The organism is uncultured Imperialibacter sp., assembly GCF_963974565.1.
Classification (GTDB): Bacteria; Bacteroidota; Bacteroidia; order Cytophagales; family Cyclobacteriaceae; genus Imperialibacter; species Imperialibacter roseus.
In genome coordinates this window covers 107,797-124,292 of sequence record NZ_CAXBCJ010000001.1, presented here as the reverse complement: position 1 = coordinate 124,292, position 16,496 = coordinate 107,797, and the positions used below count along the sequence as shown (strand labels likewise).

General features: G+C 47.3%; 16 protein-coding genes. 6 read left to right on the top strand and 10 right to left on the bottom strand.

From position 1 onward, the window contains the following. Positions 1–12: 12 nt before the first annotated feature. Positions 13–330 (bottom strand): MmcQ/YjbR family DNA-binding protein, encoded by a 318-nt coding sequence (locus AAC052_RS00590; protein WP_339810118.1) that lies wholly within the window; start codon positions 328–330, stop codon positions 13–15. 158 nt (positions 331–488) lie between these two features. Between AAC052_RS00590 and metG the strand changes: the two genes are divergently transcribed. Next, positions 489–2,558 (top strand): methionine--tRNA ligase, encoded by a 2,070-nt coding sequence (gene metG, locus AAC052_RS00585; RefSeq protein WP_339810116.1) that lies wholly within the window; start codon positions 489–491, stop codon positions 2,556–2,558. A 67-nt stretch (positions 2,559–2,625) separates the two neighbouring features. Here metG and AAC052_RS00580 read toward each other — a convergent pair whose 3' ends face one another. Further along, positions 2,626–3,012 carry a GxxExxY protein gene (locus tag AAC052_RS00580; RefSeq protein ID WP_339810114.1) on the bottom strand — a complete coding sequence of 129 codons (387 nt, stop codon included), beginning with the start codon at positions 3,010–3,012 and terminating at the stop codon, positions 2,626–2,628. A 503-nt stretch (positions 3,013–3,515) separates the two neighbouring features. On the opposite strand from AAC052_RS00580, the gene AAC052_RS00575 reads away from it, so the two are divergent. Beyond that, positions 3,516–4,493 (top strand): pyruvate dehydrogenase complex E1 component subunit beta, encoded by a 978-nt coding sequence (locus tag AAC052_RS00575; protein WP_339810113.1) that lies wholly within the window; start codon positions 3,516–3,518, stop codon positions 4,491–4,493. 43 nt (positions 4,494–4,536) lie between these two features. Here the strand turns inward: AAC052_RS00575 and AAC052_RS00570 are convergent, their stop codons facing one another. Then, positions 4,537–4,710 (bottom strand): hypothetical protein, encoded by a 174-nt coding sequence (locus tag AAC052_RS00570; RefSeq protein ID WP_339810111.1) that lies wholly within the window; start codon positions 4,708–4,710, stop codon positions 4,537–4,539. 83 nt (positions 4,711–4,793) lie between these two features. Between AAC052_RS00570 and AAC052_RS00565 the strand changes: the two genes are divergently transcribed. Beyond that, the gene (locus AAC052_RS00565; protein ID WP_339810109.1) at positions 4,794–6,218 is read left to right on the top strand and encodes a nucleoside hydrolase-like domain-containing protein; all 1,425 of its coding nucleotides are present in this window, start codon (positions 4,794–4,796) and stop codon (positions 6,216–6,218) included. A gap of 187 nt (positions 6,219–6,405) precedes the next feature. Further along, positions 6,406–7,137 (top strand): YoaK family protein, encoded by a 732-nt coding sequence (locus tag AAC052_RS00560; protein ID WP_339810106.1) that lies wholly within the window; start codon positions 6,406–6,408, stop codon positions 7,135–7,137. Between the two features lie 79 nt (positions 7,138–7,216). On the opposite strand, the gene AAC052_RS00555 is transcribed toward AAC052_RS00560, so the two are convergent. Genes AAC052_RS00555 through AAC052_RS00545 form a run of 3 tightly spaced genes read right to left on the bottom strand, consistent with a single transcriptional unit; the run spans position 7,217 to position 8,489 of the window. Next, positions 7,217–7,654, bottom strand: a complete 438-nt coding sequence (locus AAC052_RS00555; protein WP_339810103.1) for an SRPBCC domain-containing protein — start codon at positions 7,652–7,654, stop codon at positions 7,217–7,219. Positions 7,655–7,666: 12 nt separating this feature from the next. Beyond that, positions 7,667–8,161, bottom strand: coding sequence for an SRPBCC family protein (locus AAC052_RS00550; protein ID WP_317490491.1), 495 nt, complete (start codon positions 8,159–8,161; stop codon positions 7,667–7,669). Continuing rightward, the gene (locus AAC052_RS00545) at positions 8,154–8,489 is read right to left on the bottom strand and encodes a metalloregulator ArsR/SmtB family transcription factor (RefSeq protein WP_339810102.1); all 336 of its coding nucleotides are present in this window, start codon (positions 8,487–8,489) and stop codon (positions 8,154–8,156) included. Before AAC052_RS00545 ends, AAC052_RS00550 begins: the two co-directional genes overlap by 8 nt. A gap of 194 nt (positions 8,490–8,683) precedes the next feature. Between AAC052_RS00545 and AAC052_RS00540 the strand changes: the two genes are divergently transcribed. Both AAC052_RS00540 and AAC052_RS00535 read left to right on the top strand, forming a co-directional pair. Then, positions 8,684–9,109 carry a YciI family protein gene (locus tag AAC052_RS00540; protein WP_339810101.1) on the top strand — a complete coding sequence of 142 codons (426 nt, stop codon included), beginning with the start codon at positions 8,684–8,686 and terminating at the stop codon, positions 9,107–9,109. Between the two features lie 70 nt (positions 9,110–9,179). Further along, positions 9,180–11,126: a tetratricopeptide repeat-containing sensor histidine kinase gene (locus tag AAC052_RS00535; protein ID WP_317490494.1), complete on the top strand. Its 1,947-nt coding sequence runs from the start codon at positions 9,180–9,182 to the stop codon at positions 11,124–11,126. Positions 11,127–11,187: 61 nt separating this feature from the next. Here AAC052_RS00535 and ffh read toward each other — a convergent pair whose 3' ends face one another. The 4 genes from ffh to AAC052_RS00515 all read right to left on the bottom strand — a co-directional run bounded on the left by ffh (position 11,188) and on the right by AAC052_RS00515 (position 16,427). Beyond that, a complete protein-coding gene (gene ffh / locus AAC052_RS00530) occupies positions 11,188–12,513 on the bottom strand; it encodes a signal recognition particle protein (RefSeq protein ID WP_339810099.1) in 1,326 nt (441 codons plus the stop codon). Positions 12,514–12,621: 108 nt separating this feature from the next. After that, entirely contained in the window at positions 12,622–13,884 is a 1,263-nt protein-coding gene (locus AAC052_RS00525) for a DUF2264 domain-containing protein (protein WP_339810098.1), read from the bottom strand. A 96-nt stretch (positions 13,885–13,980) separates the two neighbouring features. After that, entirely contained in the window at positions 13,981–15,384 is a 1,404-nt protein-coding gene (locus AAC052_RS00520; protein ID WP_339810097.1) for a Gfo/Idh/MocA family oxidoreductase, read from the bottom strand. Positions 15,385–15,518: 134 nt separating this feature from the next. Further along, complete coding sequence (locus AAC052_RS00515) at positions 15,519–16,427, bottom strand: prephenate dehydrogenase/arogenate dehydrogenase family protein (RefSeq protein WP_339810096.1); 909 nt, start codon at positions 16,425–16,427, stop codon at positions 15,519–15,521. Between the last annotated feature and the right edge of the window lie 69 nt (positions 16,428–16,496).

Sequence of the window (16,496 nt, the reverse complement as noted above, 5' to 3'; positions counted from 1 at the left end):
CAGGCGCTTAGTTTATTTCGTCTTCTTTTTTAGTGATTCTTTGTAAGCTGTTTCCAGTGCATCTTTCATAAGCTCTTCTGGTACTTTATCCAGCTCAAACGTAGTCCAGCCCTGCTGGCCCCATTTGTTGGGAACCGCATATACCCCTTTTTCAAATTCGCAGAAAACCGATTGATCTACTTCGTTGAACTTGAGGTTGGCAGTGTGGCTGGCCTCATGAAGGGTAGCAAATATCACCCTGGCTTTGAACGCAGCTCTGTCGAAATGAGGTTTTTCTTCGACCCCCGGAAACGACGACGCAATTTCTCTAAATACCTCTATGGTTACCAAAGCAAATCCAGTTGATGTGCTCAGCAAATTAATAAATACGTTGTTAAGTCAAACCGAAAATGAAATTGTGTCCGTTGGATTCTTTGTACCGACTTTAGCAGCTCAACTCTTAAACACTTTCACTCTTTCCCCTATCTTTGCAGCCCAAACCAAGAATAATGGCTAAGAAGACTTACAAAAGACACACCGTTACCGCTGCATTGATCTATGCCAATGGCCCCATTCACATAGGTCATTTGGCAGGCTGCTATCTCCCATCTGACATCTATGTGAGGTACATGCGCTCAATGGGGGAGGATATCGTGTTTGTGAGTGGAACGGATGAGCACGGCGTACCCATTACGCTGAAAGCCCGCAATGAGGGAACAACGCCTCAGGGGGTGGTGGATAAATACTACGACATCATTAAGAACTCTTTTGCTGAGTTTGGTATTTCTTTCGATACCTATTCACGCACAAGCCGGGAGATTCATCATAAGACCTCGCAGGATTTTTTCCTTAATCTTTATGAGAAGGGGATTTTTGAAGAACAAACCACCGAGCAATATTTCGATGAAAAGGCCAATCAGTTTTTAGCGGACAGGTACATAGTAGGTACATGCCCCACTTGCGGCAACGAAAACGCCTATGGCGATCAGTGCGAAAAATGTGGGAGTACCCTAAGTCCTCAGGAGCTAGGTAATCCCCGTTCTATGCTGAGCGGTGAGAAACCGGTGCTGAAGCCCACCAAAAACTGGTACATGCCGCTCGATAAGCTTCAGCCTAAAATTGAAAAGTACGTAGACAGCCACCCTGAGTGGAAAACCAACGTGTTTGGGCAGTGCAAAAGCTGGCTGAACCAGGGCCTGCAGCCTCGCTCCATGACTCGTGACCTCGACTGGGGGGTGAAAGTGCCGTTGCCAGATACTGAAGGGAAAGTGCTCTACGTGTGGTTCGATGCGCCCATTGGCTATATCTCCGCCACAAAGGAACTGAAGCCCAACGACTGGGAGAAATACTGGAAGGATGAGGACACCCGCCTGGTGCACTTCATTGGTAAGGATAATATCGTTTTCCACTGCATCATTTTCCCTTCCATGCTCATGGAGCACGGCGATTTTGTGGTGCCCGACAACGTGCCTGCCAACGAATTTATGAACCTTGAGGGGCAGAAGATCAGCACGAGCCGCAACTGGGCAGTGTGGCTCCACGAGTACCTGGAGGAGTTTCCGGGTAAGCAGGACGTGCTGCGCTATGTGCTTTGCGCCAATGCGCCGGAAACCAAGGACAATGACTTTACCTGGAAAGATTTCCAGACAAGAAATAACAGTGAGCTGGTGGCCATCTTTGGCAACTTCGTGAACAGGGCAGTGGTGCTTACTCATAAATATTATGAGGGCAAGGTGCCTGAGAGAGGAGAGCTTTTCCAGTTTGATGAAGAAACGCTGGCTAAGTTGGCGGAATTCCCGGGAGTGATTGCCGGCTCTATCGAGCAGTTCAAATTTCGGGAAGCGTTGGCTTCGCTGATGGATCTGGCGAGGTTGGGTAATAAGTACCTGGCCGACACGGAGCCCTGGAAGCTGATCAAGACTGACCCTGAGCGTGTGAAAACCATCATGAACATCGCTTTACAAATAGCAGCCACGCTGCAGGTGGTGTGTGAGCCCTTTTTACCATTCACTGCCAGTAAGTTGGGTGGCATGTTCAACCAGAAAGGCGTCAAATGGAGTGACCTTGGAAAAGGTGATCTTTTAGCGGCCGGGCACCAGCTGGAGGCAGCGACGCTGCTGTTCGAAAAAATAGAAGACGATGTGGTGGAGGCTCAGATAGCAAAGCTGGAAGCAACAAAAAAACTAAACAGTCCTGCCGAAAAAGCAGGCGAATTAAAAAAAGCAGAAAAGATGGAAGTACCCGGGCTTAAGGAAGAGATAGTGTATGATGATTTCACCAAGCTAGACATGCGAGTGGCTACTGTGCTGGAGTGCGAAAGAGTGCCCAAGTCGGACAAGCTGCTCAAGTTTTTGCTCGACACAGGCATCGATAAGCGCACTATTTTAAGTGGTATTGCCAAGCATTATCAACCCGAAGACCTGATAGGAAAGCAGGTAGTGGTGCTGGCTAACCTGGCCCCCCGCAAAATGATGGGCATTGAATCGCAGGGCATGATTTTGTCGGCTGAGGATGAAGAGGGTAACCTGAGACTGTTGCAGGCCAATGCGGTAACAAATCCGGGAGCGACCATCAGCTAATTTTTAGTTGCTCGCAGAGACGCAAAGTCGCAGAAAAAAGGAATGCTCGAAGGCTTTACTTGGTCTGCTATAGGTTATTGACAATCCTTATAATGCCGTTTTTTATTAAGGACTCGTTGAAGTTGACAAGCAGACCTAATTTCAGTCCGGTGAGCTTTAGGTAGGTCAGAAGCTGTTTTTTGTGGACGTCAGCCAGCGACTCAATGGATTTAATCTCCACAATGATTTTGTCCTCAACAATCAAGTCTGCCCGAAAACCTTGATCCATCTTTATACCTTTCCAGACCACGGGTATGGCTATCTGCTTTTCAACTTTGAGTCCCTCAGCTGTCAGTTCATGATGTAAAATGGTCTCATATACTGTCTCGAATAATCCAGGACCGAGCTGACTGTGTATTTCATATAGTTTATTTACAATAATTCTGGAAATGTCGTTTTCGTGTAGCGTTGTCATATTTATTCATTTTTTTGAACGTAAAATAGTGCATTTGACTCATATCTAAGGTATTAGTATGCTTGGAGTGACATTTATCCAGCTCCAATTTCAATTCGCCGTGGATTCCCCGGCGCTTTTGAGTAGGTATCTCCTCTTCTGATATTCCTGCACTTCTGCTGGAAACATTCTCTTCCCTTAGCGCCTCTGCGTCTCTGGAGCCATATTCCTCCCTTAGCGCCTCTGCGTCTCTGGAGCCATATTCCTCCCTTAGCGCCTCTGCGTCTCTGCGAGCAATATTCCTCCCTTAGCGCCTCTGCGTCTCTGCGAGCAATATTCCTCCCTTAGCGTCCCTGCGCCTCTCCGAGCAATATTCCTCCCTTAGCGTCCCTGCGCCTCTGCGAGCAATATTTCTTCCTTAGCGCCTCTGCGCCTCTGCGAGCAATATTCCTCACTCATCAAAATCCATGTTGTTTCTTGTACCAACCCATATTAACTTAGCACGCCGTTAGAAAGACTATACGATGAGAGAAATACAATTCAGAGAAGCCCTTCGTGAGGCGATGAACGAAGAGATGAGAAAAGACCCCAAAATATTCCTGATGGGGGAAGAAGTGGCCGAATACAATGGTGCCTACAAGGTAAGCCAGGGTATGCTTGATGAGTTTGGGCCAGAAAGAGTGATCGACACGCCAATTGCTGAATTAGGCTTTGGTGGACTGGGTGTTGGTGCCGCTATGAACGGCCTTCGACCAATCATAGAATTTATGACCTTTAACTTCTCATTGGTAGCCATCGACCAAATCATTAACGGCGCTGCCAAAATGATGTCGATGTCGGGTGGGCAGTTCAATGTGCCTATCGTTTTCCGTGGACCTACAGGAAATGCAGGCCAGCTGAGCTCACAGCACTCACAAAACTTTGAAAATTGGTTTGCCAACACGCCTGGTTTGAAGGTGGTGGTGCCATCCAACCCATACGATGCCAAAGGCTTACTTAAGTCTTCCATCCGTGACGACGATCCGGTTATTTTCATGGAGTCGGAGCTGATGTATGGCGACAAAGGTGAAGTACCCGAAAGCGAATACCTTATTCCACTTGGTACTGCCAAGGTGGTAAAAGAAGGAAATGATGTTACTATCGTTTCATTTGGTAAAATGATGAAAGTGGCTTTCGAAGCTGCCGATGCCCTTCAGCAGGAAGGAGTTTCAGCCGAGGTTATCGACTTGATGAGCGTACGCCCGATTGACTACGAAACAGTGGTGAATTCGGTGAAGAAGACCAATAGGTTGGTGATTGTAGAAGAAGCCTGGCCTCTGGCGTCTATTGCCTCAGAAATCACTTACCACATCCAGCGCTATGCATTCGATTACCTGGATGCACCAGTAAGGAGAGTGACCAACCTTGATGTGCCACTGCCATACGCTCCTACATTGATAGAGTTCATTTTGCCGAACGCAAAGAAGACGATTGATGCGGTGAATGCGGTGATGTATCGTTAAGGAATAAAAACATTGAGTTAAAGGCCCGGCGATGGGCCTTTTTTTATGCCTTAAAGAGATCGATAATTGTTTCCTCTCCAAAATAGTTGAGTCCAATTTCGTTGTGACGGTCGGGTCTTCGCATCAGGCAGGGCGTCCACACCTCGCAGGTGATGCCGTAGGGTTTGAACTCCTCACGCTTTTCGTTAAACACATTTAAAATCTCGGAATTCATCATGTTTAATTACACATACGGGTAGTTTTGGTTTGAAACCGAGCTTAAATTAACTTTTTGATTATTGACTAGACTACACGTTCACCATGAAGAATTTTCTTGCCCCCTTTTTTTTGATACTTAGCACCAGCCTCCTGTTCAGTCAGCCAGTGCAAAAACATCGGGTGGTTATCCTGTCCGATATAGAGGCAGAACCCGATGACATCGAATCTTTCGCCCGACTGGTGTTGTACTCGAATGTGATAGACATAAAGGGAATGGTAGCTACCACCTCCATTTGGAAGAAAACAAGTGTGGCCCCGGAGTCAATTCGGAAAGTGATCAGGGCCTACGGCAAGGTTCAGCCTAACCTTTTGAAGCACGAAGCTGGTTTTCCGGAAGCCGAAGATTTGCTGGCGATAGTGAAGCAAGGGCTGCCGGTATATGGCATGTTGGGAGTGGGCGATGGAAAGGACTCAGAAGGGTCAGATTGGATTATCAAAGTGCTTGAGGAAAAGGACGACCGCCCTTTGTGGGTAACAGCCTGGGGGGGCGTGAACACACTGGCCCAGGCCCTGCACAAGATACAGAAAACCAAGTCGCCCGCAGAAGCAAAGCGACTCGTCGCCAAGCTGCGGGTTTATACCATATCGGACCAGGATGACAGCGGCATTTGGATCAGGAATAGCTTCCCCAGCCTGTTTTACATTGTTAGTCCTGGCGACCACTACGGCAGCGCCACGTGGAGTGCCATCAACAGCGTGATTAAAGGCATAGACAATGAAAAAATAAGCAACCCGTGGATAGTGCAGAACATTCAGCAAGGCCATGGTCCTGTGGGCGTGGAATACCCGGACGTGGCCTGGGGCATGGAAGGCGATACGCCATCGTTCCTGGGTTTGATACCTAACGGGCTCAATGAGCCGGAGCATCCGGAATGGGGTGGCTGGGGTGGCCGCTACGAGCTCTACAAGCCAGATATTGCTACACTAAGGCAGGGAAGCTCAGGCGTTCCGTTTGAGCCTGAAACCAGACCGATATGGACGGATACAAAGGATAATTATACGCCGTATGTGCCCAGTCTGTACGGACGCACCGTTCGCAGAGACACCCTTTCTTTCAATAACAACAAGGCCACGTTGTTTCGCTGGAGAGACGATTTTCAGAATGACTTTGCTGCCAGAATGGACTGGTGCACCATGTCGTATGAAGAAGCTAACCACCCGCCAACGCCTGTGCTGGAGCATGCTGATCGGCTGACGGTGAAGTCAGGAGAGGGCTTTTCGCTGGATGCCTTCAGCTCTACCGACCCTGATGGCGATAACCTCAGCTTTCTCTGGTTCCACTACCCCGAGGCAGGCAGCCATAAGAAGCAAATAGATATCTCTGCTGAAAACGTACATGGGGTGTATGTGAAGGCACCGGTTGTCGACAAGGAAGAAACACTACATTTCATCCTGAAACTGTCAGACAAGGGGAGCCCGGTATTAACCAGGTACAAAAGAGTGATTGTGACTGTTGTGCCAAAGTAGCGGAGGCACTGAGGTCATCAGTTCTGTTGTGCTGCCGGCATGTTTGCGAGCCGGGCAAGATGCCTGAGATGGACATTTGAAGGATTCCTTTCGCTGTGAAGAAAAAACAAGTAGCTTAGCGAGCCCAGGAGGATAGCAAGCGAAGGCGTGTTATATCCAACCAATAGGCAAATAAAGTGATCATCTAATGTTCAGGCATCAAGGTAAAAGCAGGACACTGAAGCATAACCTGCAAATTGCCACCGTACTTTCCTTTGTAGCTGGCATTGTGAACGTAACTGGTTTTTTGGCTCTCCAACAGTTAACTACAAATGTAACCGGCCACTTCGCACTGTTTATCTACGACGTGTCAAATCTGGAGTTTTGGAGAGGGACGGTGTATTTCCTTTACATTTTCTCTTTCTTCTTTGGCTCCTTCTTGTCAAGCTTTCTTATTGAGCTCTTCCGGGAAAATAAAAAATGGAACGTTTACGTTTTGCCCACAACAATTGAGTCTCTGGTTTTGCTCTCTATAGGTCTGCTGAGCAATGTGGTGGACATCACTTATCCTGATGTCATCGCCTGTTTACTCCTTTTTGCCATGGGGCTTCAGAATTCTTATGTGACAAAAATTTCCAACACAATCGTAAGAACCACTCACCTTACAGGGCTCTTCACCGACTTGGGTATTGAAATTTCGCAGCTACTCTTCCCTAAATCGCATCCGAACAGGGAAAAACTCAAATCGACCATCAAACTGCGCATATACATTATTTCATTCTTTTTTGCCGGAGGACTTGCCGGCGGTTTTTTCTATTCTAAAATCGACCTGAAATTAAATACGCTGGTATTTGCTGCCGTAGTTTTATTGCTAAGCTTGCTATTCGACGATTTTCGATACAGTTTGATCAGGGCTAAGAGAAAATATCGCCAAAAATGAAAGCTACGCCCGAATCCATGGACGTAACTTTCGTACGATCTTACTGGCTGACACAGCTATTTCTGTGAAGAGAGGGTCATTATTGCTGTTGTTTCCCCTCCAGGTACTCTCTCAAGCTCCTTCCCACAATATCCGTCCATCCGGCGGCGAAGTTTTCAGGTACCAAATCCGGATTGCCGCTATTGAAGCTTTCCAGGTTGGCGTGAGTAAGTCGCACCAACGTGGAGTCCCCCTGGTCAAACAGCTCCCAGGTCACGTAAGAGATGCCTGGCTCTCCGTCGTAGCGCCAGCTGTGGGCTAGTTTTTTCTCCTTAATCACTTCCGTCACCTCGCAAATGTGCAGGTACTGTTTTTCCGGTGGGCCGCCTTTAAACCGGAACTCAAAACCCACCTCAGCTTTGAACTCAGCCAGATCAAAGTACCAAACCTTCATTTTGTCTTTGTCGGTAATGGCTTCCCATACATTTTTAGCGGGTGCGTTGTATATTTTTTCGATGGTAAATGGAGTCTTTTCCATATTATTGTTTGGTTATAGATGATTATACATTTCGGCGTACTGCGCCTTTAAGCTGTCTTGTTTGTCTGGTATGTTTGGTGTTGCCTGGTCGCCTTCCAGCGTTTTCTCCAGTGTATCGAGCATAAAGTGCCAGCCCGCCGGAACGGACTTTGCCCATTGCCCATCCACTTTACTATGCGTAAGTGTAAGAAGACATCGTTCGGAACCCAGCTCCTGAAGCTCCCAGGTAACAAGCTCCTCTTCCCAGTAGTACTCAAACAGCTTCCTCTGGATGATCCTGGTTATTTTTCCAAATGATTCTGAATTGTCAGGTTCAGGAAAGCGGATGACCATTTTGCCACCTGGTTTGAATTCCATTTCTGTTGCCATGAACCATGTCGCCAGCTTGTCGGGATTTGTAATTGCCTCCCAAACAGCTTCGGAACTAAACGGAAACTCTCGTTCGAATACCACTTTGTACCCATCGGGTTCATTGGTGAGCTTTCCGGGGTTTAGCAGGTCACTCATAATTTTTGTCTTGTTTTGTATTTTGGTCATTCTCCAGAAACATCTCAAGTGCATCCAATTTCTGCGTCCAGAAGGCCCTCATCTTTGCTGTCCAGTCTGTTACCTCCTTCAATCCATCGAGCCTGGCGCTGCAAAAGCTCTCCCTGCCTCTTTTTTCAATATCGATCAGCCCACACTCTTTCAGTAACTTTAAATGCTTGGCCACTGCTGGCCTGCTGATGTCGAACTTGTCGGCCACAGTGTTAAGATTCAGAGGCTGGCTGGCCAGCATCGTAATGATCTCTCGCCTTGTGGGGTCGGCAATGGCTGCGAATACGTCTCTTTGCATTAGGGAACCTTTTGGTTTCAAATATATAAAGGAAACCTTTTAGTTTCCTAATATGACCACCCATTTTTTTCAATAGCTGCCTGAGGCTGGTTTTGGACGCTTCTGGCGGCAAATTCTTGGGTTTCAGTGGTGTTAAAAATGCGAGGCCGCTGAATAATTGTAAATTCATTCATTGACTACCTTAATTTTTGACTATGAGACGATACCTGATCATGATCCTCTTCTGCACCTCTGTATTTAGTGTCGCTGCTCAGGGTGTGCAAAAAGATGCCGATGGCTTTGAGTACTTTGAAATGCAGGAAGGAGATACAACGTACATCATGAAAAAGTATTTTTTTGTGATGCTCAATAGCGGCCCAACCAGAAGCCAGACGAAAGAAGAAGCGGCGGCCATTCAGGAGAAGCACCTGGCACATATCAACTGGATGGCAAGCAATGGCTATGTAAACCTGGCTGGGCCAGTTGAGTCCGAAGATGAATTCAGGGGGATTTTGGTCTTCAACGTAACCTCTTTGGAGGAGGTGAAAAAGCTGGTGGCGATGGATCCGGCCGTAAAAGCAGGCTGGCTGGTCATGAAGATATATCCCTGGTGGTGCGTTAAAGGAGGGATGTTGCGCTAACTGAAAATCAACACATTAGTAGTAATAATTGCGTCGGCGGCTTATCTTCGGGAGGACATTGCTTATAACCTTGAGATTTATCCGGCCAACCAAAGTTTTTCTTTTTGTTGTTCTGCTTTCTATGCCCGCCGCTGTTTTTTCGCAAGCGAGCACTATTGATAGATTGAAAGCAGAAAACGGAGCCTATACCGGCTTGGACAGTGTAAAAGTTGATATGCTCAACAGACTGGCCCTTGAAAATCAGTTTGTTTCTATTCTCGAAGCATTTGCTTACGGACGTGAGGCACTGGAACTAAGTGTGGAAATTGGCTACGTGAACGGTGAAGCCTATGCCTACCGAAACCTTGGAAGCAGCTATGCTATACGTCAGGATTTTGTCACTGCTGTGCAACTGTTGGAGAAAGCGCAGGCACTTTTCGAGACAATTGGCTCGCAAAGAGGAGTGGCCGACTGTTATATTTCCATGGGGCATGTGTACAGATGGCAGCTTGACTACTTCAAAGCCATTGAATATCAAAAAAAGGCCGCTGATATCTATGTAAAGCTTGATATGCCAGAGCGTTATGGTGTCACTCTTCATAATCTTGGTGAGAACTACCTTCTGGTAGGCGACCTGAAAACAGCGCAACAAGTTACCCAGCAGGCTACAAAGATTTTCATGGAGGTGGAGAATAAGCAGGTGTTAACATCATGTTACAAGGTGTTTGGACAAATTGCCTTTGAGAGGAAAGATTTTAAAGGTGCCGAAGGATATTTCAAGGAGGCGCTGGCTATTTCCGACGAGCTGGGCAAAGATTCTCAAAAAGAAGCCACATTTGATGTTTACTTGATGCTGGCTAAAATTTATCACCAATGGGGGCGGAGGTCTGACGAGGAGAAAATGCTTAAGCAGGGCCTTTTATTAGCTGGAGATAACGTGCTGCTTTCGCAGGAACGGCGGGCCTACACACAACTTGTTAACCATTATTTTTTCTACAAGGAATATGAGTTGGCAGACAAAACTTTTGATGCTTTCAGTCTTATCAACGAAAAAATATACGAGCAGCAAAAAATAGAAATGGCCAATATGATGGAGCAAGTGCTTCAAACGATAAAGGTGGCCAATGAGAATGAGCTGCTCAAGCAGGAAAGGCGGTTGCAGGAAGAAAGGATTACGCTGCAGCAATATCAGATTTACTTTTTTGTGTTTTCCATTGCCTTGCTCGGTATGTTGGCACTTCTTTTGGTTCGTTCAGGCAGGCTGCGGAAGAAGTATACCGAGGAACTGGCCGCAACAAACGAATTGATAGAAGAGAAATCGAAAAAGCTTGAAGAGTTGGTGCGGGTAAAGGACAAGTTCTTCTCCATCATATCTCACGACCTTCGCAGCCCCATAAGTACCCTGGCCCAGTTTGTGGTGATGTTGAAGACTAGCTACAAAAATTTTTCTGATCAGGAAATGGAGGATGTGCTTGAAAAGTTTGACTCGCAACTGACCTCGACACTTTCGCTGGCCGATGATATCATTCTTTGGGCGAAAGCAGAGATTAATCAGGCTCCCGGAATAAATGATGCTTTTGAAGTAAATAAAGCCATAGAAGCTGTGGTCAAGGTGGCAGCTGAGCAGCTGCGAATGAAAGGAATTGTTTTGCAGTCAGAAATTGGCAACCACCTGATGGTGTCAGCAAACAGGGATCAGCTGGAGTTTTGCATTAGGAATATTCTAAGCAACTCGATAAAGTTCACGCCTACAGGCGGGCACATCGGTATCGGCACCTTTTCCGAAGGAAACATGGTGGCTGTGAAAATAGAAGATAACGGAACCGGTATTTCGCTTGAAAAGCAAAGTATACTGTTTCAAAGCCCGTTGAAACAGAGTGAAGGAGAATTGGGCACCGACGGCGAAAAGGGTAAAGGGCTAGGACTGTACCTTGTGAATGACTTTATAAAGAAAAACGGAGGCAGGGTGGAAGTGTCCAGTGAAGAGGGGAAAGGCTCCGTTTTCACACTCTATATTCCCGTTGCCACGGCGTCATAGGATATCGCCAACCACCTCAACGGCGCTAAAGTTGGAAAAACAACAAGCCCTTAGCTCAAGATTAGCGCCTCATCATGTTGCCCAGCGCCGCTTTTGCTCCTCCCATTTTGTTCATCGTTTTCATCATCTTGCGCATTTGCTCAAACTGCTTCATCAGGTTGTTCACCTCCTGAATGCTGGTGCCACTTCCCTTGGCAATGCGCTGACGGCGGCTGCCGTTGATGAGATCCGGATTTTCTCTCTCCTTAGGTGTCATCGACTTAATGATCGCCTCAATAGGTTTGAATGAATCATCATCGACATCCACATCCTTCAGGGCTTTTCCCATGCCTGGAATCATACCCATCAGGTCTTTGATGTTACCCATCTTTTTGATCTGATCGATTTGAGAAAGGAAATCGTCAAAGCCAAATTGGTTCTTGCGGATCTTCTTGTTAATCCTGTCAGCTTCCTGCTGGTCAAAGGCCTCCTGTGCTTTTTCTACCAAAGACACTACGTCACCCATACCGAGGATTCGCTGGGCCATCCTGTCGGGGTGGAACAGGTCGATGGCGTCCATTTTCTCACCAGTCGAAATAAACTTGATAGGCTTGTCAACCACGGCCCTGATAGAAAGTGCCGCACCACCACGGGTGTCACCATCCAGCTTGGTCAACACTACGCCGTCGAAGTTGAGCCTTTCATTGAAGGTTTTGGCCGTGTTCACAGCATCCTGACCTGTCATTGAGTCGACTACGAAAAGCGTTTCGGTAGGCTTCAGTGATTTTTTCAGGCCTTCAATCTCAGCCATCATTTGGTCATCGACAGCCAAGCGACCGGCCGTATCGACAATCACTATTTTCTTGCCTGTTTTCTTTGCCTGTGCGATACCGTTCTGAGCAATTTGAAGAGCGTTTTTATTTTCAGGTTCTGCGTACACATCTACACCCACCTGCTCGCCTAATACTTTCAACTGGTCAATCGCCGCAGGACGGTAAATATCGCAAGCCACCAGCAGCACCTGACGGCCTTGTTTTTTCAATCTATTGGCAAGCTTGCCAGTGAAAGTAGTTTTACCAGAACCCTGCAAACCAGATATAAGCACAACGGCGGGGTCGCCACTGATATTGATATCAGCCTGCGAGCCACCCATGAGGCTGGTAAGCTCTTCGTGCACGATTTTGGTCAGCAACTGGCCCGGAGAAACGGCAATAAGCACATCACGGCCAAGTGCCTTTTCTTTAATGCCGTCCGTTACTTCCTTAGCTACTTTATAGTTTACGTCAGCCTCTACCAGCGCACGACGGATTTCTTTGATCGTACTGGCGACGTTAATCTCTGATATTTTCCCCTGACCTTTGAGGGTCTTAATGGCTCTGTCGAGCTTTACACTTAAACTATCGAACATGCTTCAATACTATTTTGAGGTGCAAAGATAGAACAAAGTGCGCAAGTGTGCATGTATTCAATCGGATAAGTGTTTACGTAAACAGGCTGGCGGACAATCGAAATCCGGCTACAATGACATCGCATGGTCGGCTGGTACATCTACACCATTCCATATCTTTTTGGAAGTCCAGTCTGCTGCTGGTGCAGCCCAAAAGCTGTTATCAGGTGCTAATCCGAGTGGGAGGTAAGCCATGGAGCAAAGATAAAGGCTGCCGGTGGAGATGTATCCTTCGGCAATTGCTGGCTGGTGCCCGCAGAAGCCAATAGTGAGCCAGCCATTTTTGTCAAATGTTCCTTCTGCTCCCATTATTTTTTTCATGGAAGTGGTAAGCGCCGACCGGATGCTGGCCGGTGATATACCCTCGCTGAGCTTTTCCATTAGTGTTATTTGCGCCAGCAACTGAAAGGCACCGATTCGGTAGGGTAGCGAGCGGCCAATTGGCGGGAAGGAACCATCAGCCATAATCAATCGCTCCTGAATGGCGGCATAACGCTGCCCGATTTTCAGGAACTTGTCAAATGCCTTTTGAAAGTACTGATCGTTGCGTTTGTCGAAGGGGATCATTGTGGCGGTGATATCCAAAAGAAAAGGCTGGATGACGTAGCTGTTGTAATAGTCCCAGTGGAAATCCTCGCCATCTCCAAAAACACCGTCGCCTTTGTACCAGCTTTCCATTTGCCTAACTGCGAGCTCTATTCTTACAGCGTCGCCTTCATTGTAGAATTTGGCCAGGGCGGCTTCCACCATGGCGCTGAAAAGAATCCAGTTGCTGTGGTAGGGCCTGATCACTCTGCTGGAGACAAATGCGTTTTTCAGATTAAGTTTTGTGGCGCTATCGAGGGATTCCCAAAGCTCTTTTGGGGCACGAATCAATGCGTGGGCCAGGAAGGCGGCATCTACCAGGGGCTGGGCATGCTCCGTGAAATTCATAAAATCAGGAGAGCCGGGATCTACCGCTTTGCCGATGGCTGTTCTTGAAAGGGTTGCATATTTTTTTCGCAGTTCCTCTTCCTTGCCTGTTAGGCTCGTTGATGCCAGCCAGGGGGCCATTCCAGAAAGCAGCCTCCCGAAGGCTTCAAGGTAGGTGACCTGCCTTCTAGAGGCTTCCTGCCCTTCTTTGCACTCCACTGGCATGTTCTTTTTCAGCGTGCCCGCTGCCAGGTTAGTCAGCACAGGATCTGCTATTTTGACAAGCATGTTTACCCAATAAGTTCTGTCGTCTTCAGCGGCTACTTCTGCGCCTTTGGGGAAGGCAGATAGAGAAGCTGGTGTCATTAAGCCAAGTGCGCCAACGCCAGCGGCATTTTTTATGAAGTTTCTTCTTTCCATGGTATTAGTTACTGCAATTCGGTAAAAAACACAAACACCCGACATTTTTGAATATGCCAGGTGCTGTAGGTAGTTGCGTTTGCAAACTGCCTGTGGTTAAGCGAGCTTTGCTTTTTCAGGATCCCAGTTCACAATTCTGTTTTCGAAGTAGCTTAGGTTAGAGCAAAGAGCCGGGCCTGCTGCCCGCATGCCAAACAAAGCGTCTTCCAGAATGGGCTTACCCTCTCTAATACCAGCATAAAAATTGGTGTGATGTGAAATATCGGCGCTGTAGCCTTGTGGCGCTTTGTATTCCACTTCCGGAATCAGCATTTCGGGTGCCTCCGGTGGAAACTCCGCTTTGTACCACTTCTCAAACTCTTTTTGCTGTGCTTCTGTAAATGTTTTGAAGCTGTCCCAGCCGCCGTAACCTGGTGCTTTTTTGATTTTATTTCTTTCAACAGTGAGCCCACTCCAGCCAAGGGTGATGGTGCCTTCGCTGCCGACCAGGCGCACTCTGGAGCCACCACCTCCGCCATCCACAAAGTTGACCCTCATTTGTAGATTGAAGGCTGGATGTTTGGCTGTGGCAGGATAGTCGTGGATGGAGCACATCAGGTCTGGCACATCCCGGCCGTCTTTCCAATAGCGCAGGCCACCCGATGCATAGATTCTATTGGGCCCCGTTGAGCCGGTGATCGTGTGGAAGTTAGTGAACAGGTGAACGAAAAGATCGCCCGCTATGCCTGTGCCGTAGTCCTGATAGTTTCTCCAGCGGAAGAACCTCTTGGCATCGAAGGGTACTTTTGGCGCATCGCCAAGGTAGCGATCCCAGTCAACCGTGGCCGGGCTCGCATCGGTGGGAATTGAGTACTGCCAGGCGCCGCTGCCACCCTGGCGGTCGTTGTAAGTTTCCACCATGATCAGCTGCCCTATGGCGCCGGACTCATAAATCTCTTTGGCCTTGTGGCTCACCAGGTTGCTGGCCGACTGGCTGCCTACCTGAAACACTTTCTTAGTTTTGGCTTGAGTATCGATTACTGCCTGGCCTTCGTCGAGGCGGTGTACCATGGGTTTTTCGCAATACACATGCTTGCCCTTATTCATGGCATCGATGGAAATGCGGTCGTGCCAGTGGTCAGAAGTGGCGATGATCACTGCATCAACATCTTTTCGGTCCAATATTTCTTTGTAGTCTTTTGTGGTGAAAATGTCTTTTCCGTAAAGCTCTTTCGTCCGATCAAGCCTCCCTGTGTAAAGGTCACAAGCGGCCACAAGCTTTACACCTGGTATTTGCACCGACGTACTCAAATTATTGAAACCCATGATGCCCATACCAATGACGGCGATATTGACTTTGTCGTTGGCGGCATATTTTTTCAGCTCGTTTTCAGGCTCTTTAATAAGAAAGGTTTGTTTGCTTTTTCCTGCCATAAGCAGCGAAGGAGCAGCACCGGCCAGCAGCGAGGTTCCTACTGCTTTCTTAATAAAATTCCGTCTGTTTGAAGTAGGTTTTTTCATTGTAAGGGAGTTATTAACTATCGAAACTGATAGTAATATACTCCATAAAAGTCCAAGCTTCAAACAGCAGGCTGTTGTTGGTAATTATTGGTGAAGTATGGCTGAACAGGCACTGCGGAAGGTAATGCCAAATATCATTTATTTGCAGGTGTGTCCGCTAACAAATGCCCCAGGGCATCGATGAGCTTGTCCGATAAAACTGAGTCCTCTTTGTTGTCGCTAAAGAAGGGTTGTATCTCTTTTACGTAATTTTCGAAGCCCTCGAAGTCTCTTTTTTCGACGAGGGAAAGCAATATTTCAGCCTCTTTCATAAACAACTGTGTAACCTCCTTCACAAACGGGTTGAAGATCTGTATTTCTGCATACAGCCGGGGGTTTTGCAGCACATACCGTGTGTAGAAAAGCAGGAATATCCGGTAAGTGGGAGAAGAGAGACTTTTGATGAAATCCAGATTGGCCCCCATATGGGCCAGGGTTTTCGCACTCACGAATACATTGAAGTGGTTCAGCCCCTGAATCACACCCATCAGCCTGTCATGTTCATCATAAGATATGTCTTGCACAAGGGCTCCTTGCTTCGAAAATAGGTTTTTCCAATAAAGCTCAGTTTCTGTCTCAACGTTTACACTGTAGTTAAAGATCACTACCTGGCCTTCGACGTTCTTCACCGAAGGGGCAAACATGGGGTGAATAGAAATGTATTGGGAAGAGATATCGCTCTGTTCCTGAGAAATTTTTTGATGAGCAGCCACAATGCCCGATTTGACGCTGCATACGTCTATCAAAAGCTTGTCATTCAACAATGGGTATATTTCGGCAAGCACACCCTCCATGGCCGAAATGGGTACTGCCAAAATTAACACATCGGAGGCCGCAACGAGCTCAATGTTAGAGCTGTACTGGCTTGATTCATCATTGGATGTGAAACTTACCTTGTGGCCTCTTTCAGACAGAAAATCCACGAGCCACTTGCCCATACCACGACTTCCACCAACCACACCTATACTTTTCGAATGCTCGCTTTTCATAAAACTATCGGTCATGCTAAAGTAATTGAATAGCACGTTTTCTTATAAAAGTCTGCTAAATACATAATTTTATCTTTTCGTTCC

Excerpts from the sequence above, each read along its gene's own strand:
- AAC052_RS00540 (WP_339810101.1), top strand. The coding sequence starts at position 8,684 with ATGAGACGATACCTGATCATGATCCTCTTCTGCACCTCTGTATTTAGT.
- AAC052_RS00545 (WP_339810102.1), bottom strand. The coding sequence starts at position 8,489 with ATGCAAAGAGACGTATTCGCAGCCATTGCCGACCCCACAAGGCGAGAG.
- AAC052_RS00575 (WP_339810113.1), top strand. The coding sequence starts at position 3,516 with ATGAGAGAAATACAATTCAGAGAAGCCCTTCGTGAGGCGATGAACGAA.
- AAC052_RS00580 (WP_339810114.1), bottom strand. The coding sequence starts at position 3,012 with ATGACAACGCTACACGAAAACGACATTTCCAGAATTATTGTAAATAAA.
- AAC052_RS00550 (WP_317490491.1), bottom strand. The coding sequence starts at position 8,161 with ATGAGTGACCTGCTAAACCCCGGAAAGCTCACCAATGAACCCGATGGG.
- AAC052_RS00525 (WP_339810098.1), bottom strand. The coding sequence starts at position 13,884 with ATGGAAAGAAGAAACTTCATAAAAAATGCCGCTGGCGTTGGCGCACTT.
- AAC052_RS00560 (WP_339810106.1), top strand. The coding sequence starts at position 6,406 with ATGTTCAGGCATCAAGGTAAAAGCAGGACACTGAAGCATAACCTGCAA.
- AAC052_RS00515 (WP_339810096.1), bottom strand. The coding sequence starts at position 16,427 with ATGACCGATAGTTTTATGAAAAGCGAGCATTCGAAAAGTATAGGTGTG.
- AAC052_RS00520 (WP_339810097.1), bottom strand. The coding sequence starts at position 15,384 with ATGAAAAAACCTACTTCAAACAGACGGAATTTTATTAAGAAAGCAGTA.
- AAC052_RS00565 (WP_339810109.1), top strand. The coding sequence starts at position 4,794 with ATGAAGAATTTTCTTGCCCCCTTTTTTTTGATACTTAGCACCAGCCTC.
- AAC052_RS00570 (WP_339810111.1), bottom strand. The coding sequence starts at position 4,710 with ATGATGAATTCCGAGATTTTAAATGTGTTTAACGAAAAGCGTGAGGAG.
- ffh (WP_339810099.1), bottom strand. The coding sequence starts at position 12,513 with ATGTTCGATAGTTTAAGTGTAAAGCTCGACAGAGCCATTAAGACCCTC.
- metG (WP_339810116.1), top strand. The coding sequence starts at position 489 with ATGGCTAAGAAGACTTACAAAAGACACACCGTTACCGCTGCATTGATC.
- AAC052_RS00555 (WP_339810103.1), bottom strand. The coding sequence starts at position 7,654 with ATGGAAAAGACTCCATTTACCATCGAAAAAATATACAACGCACCCGCT.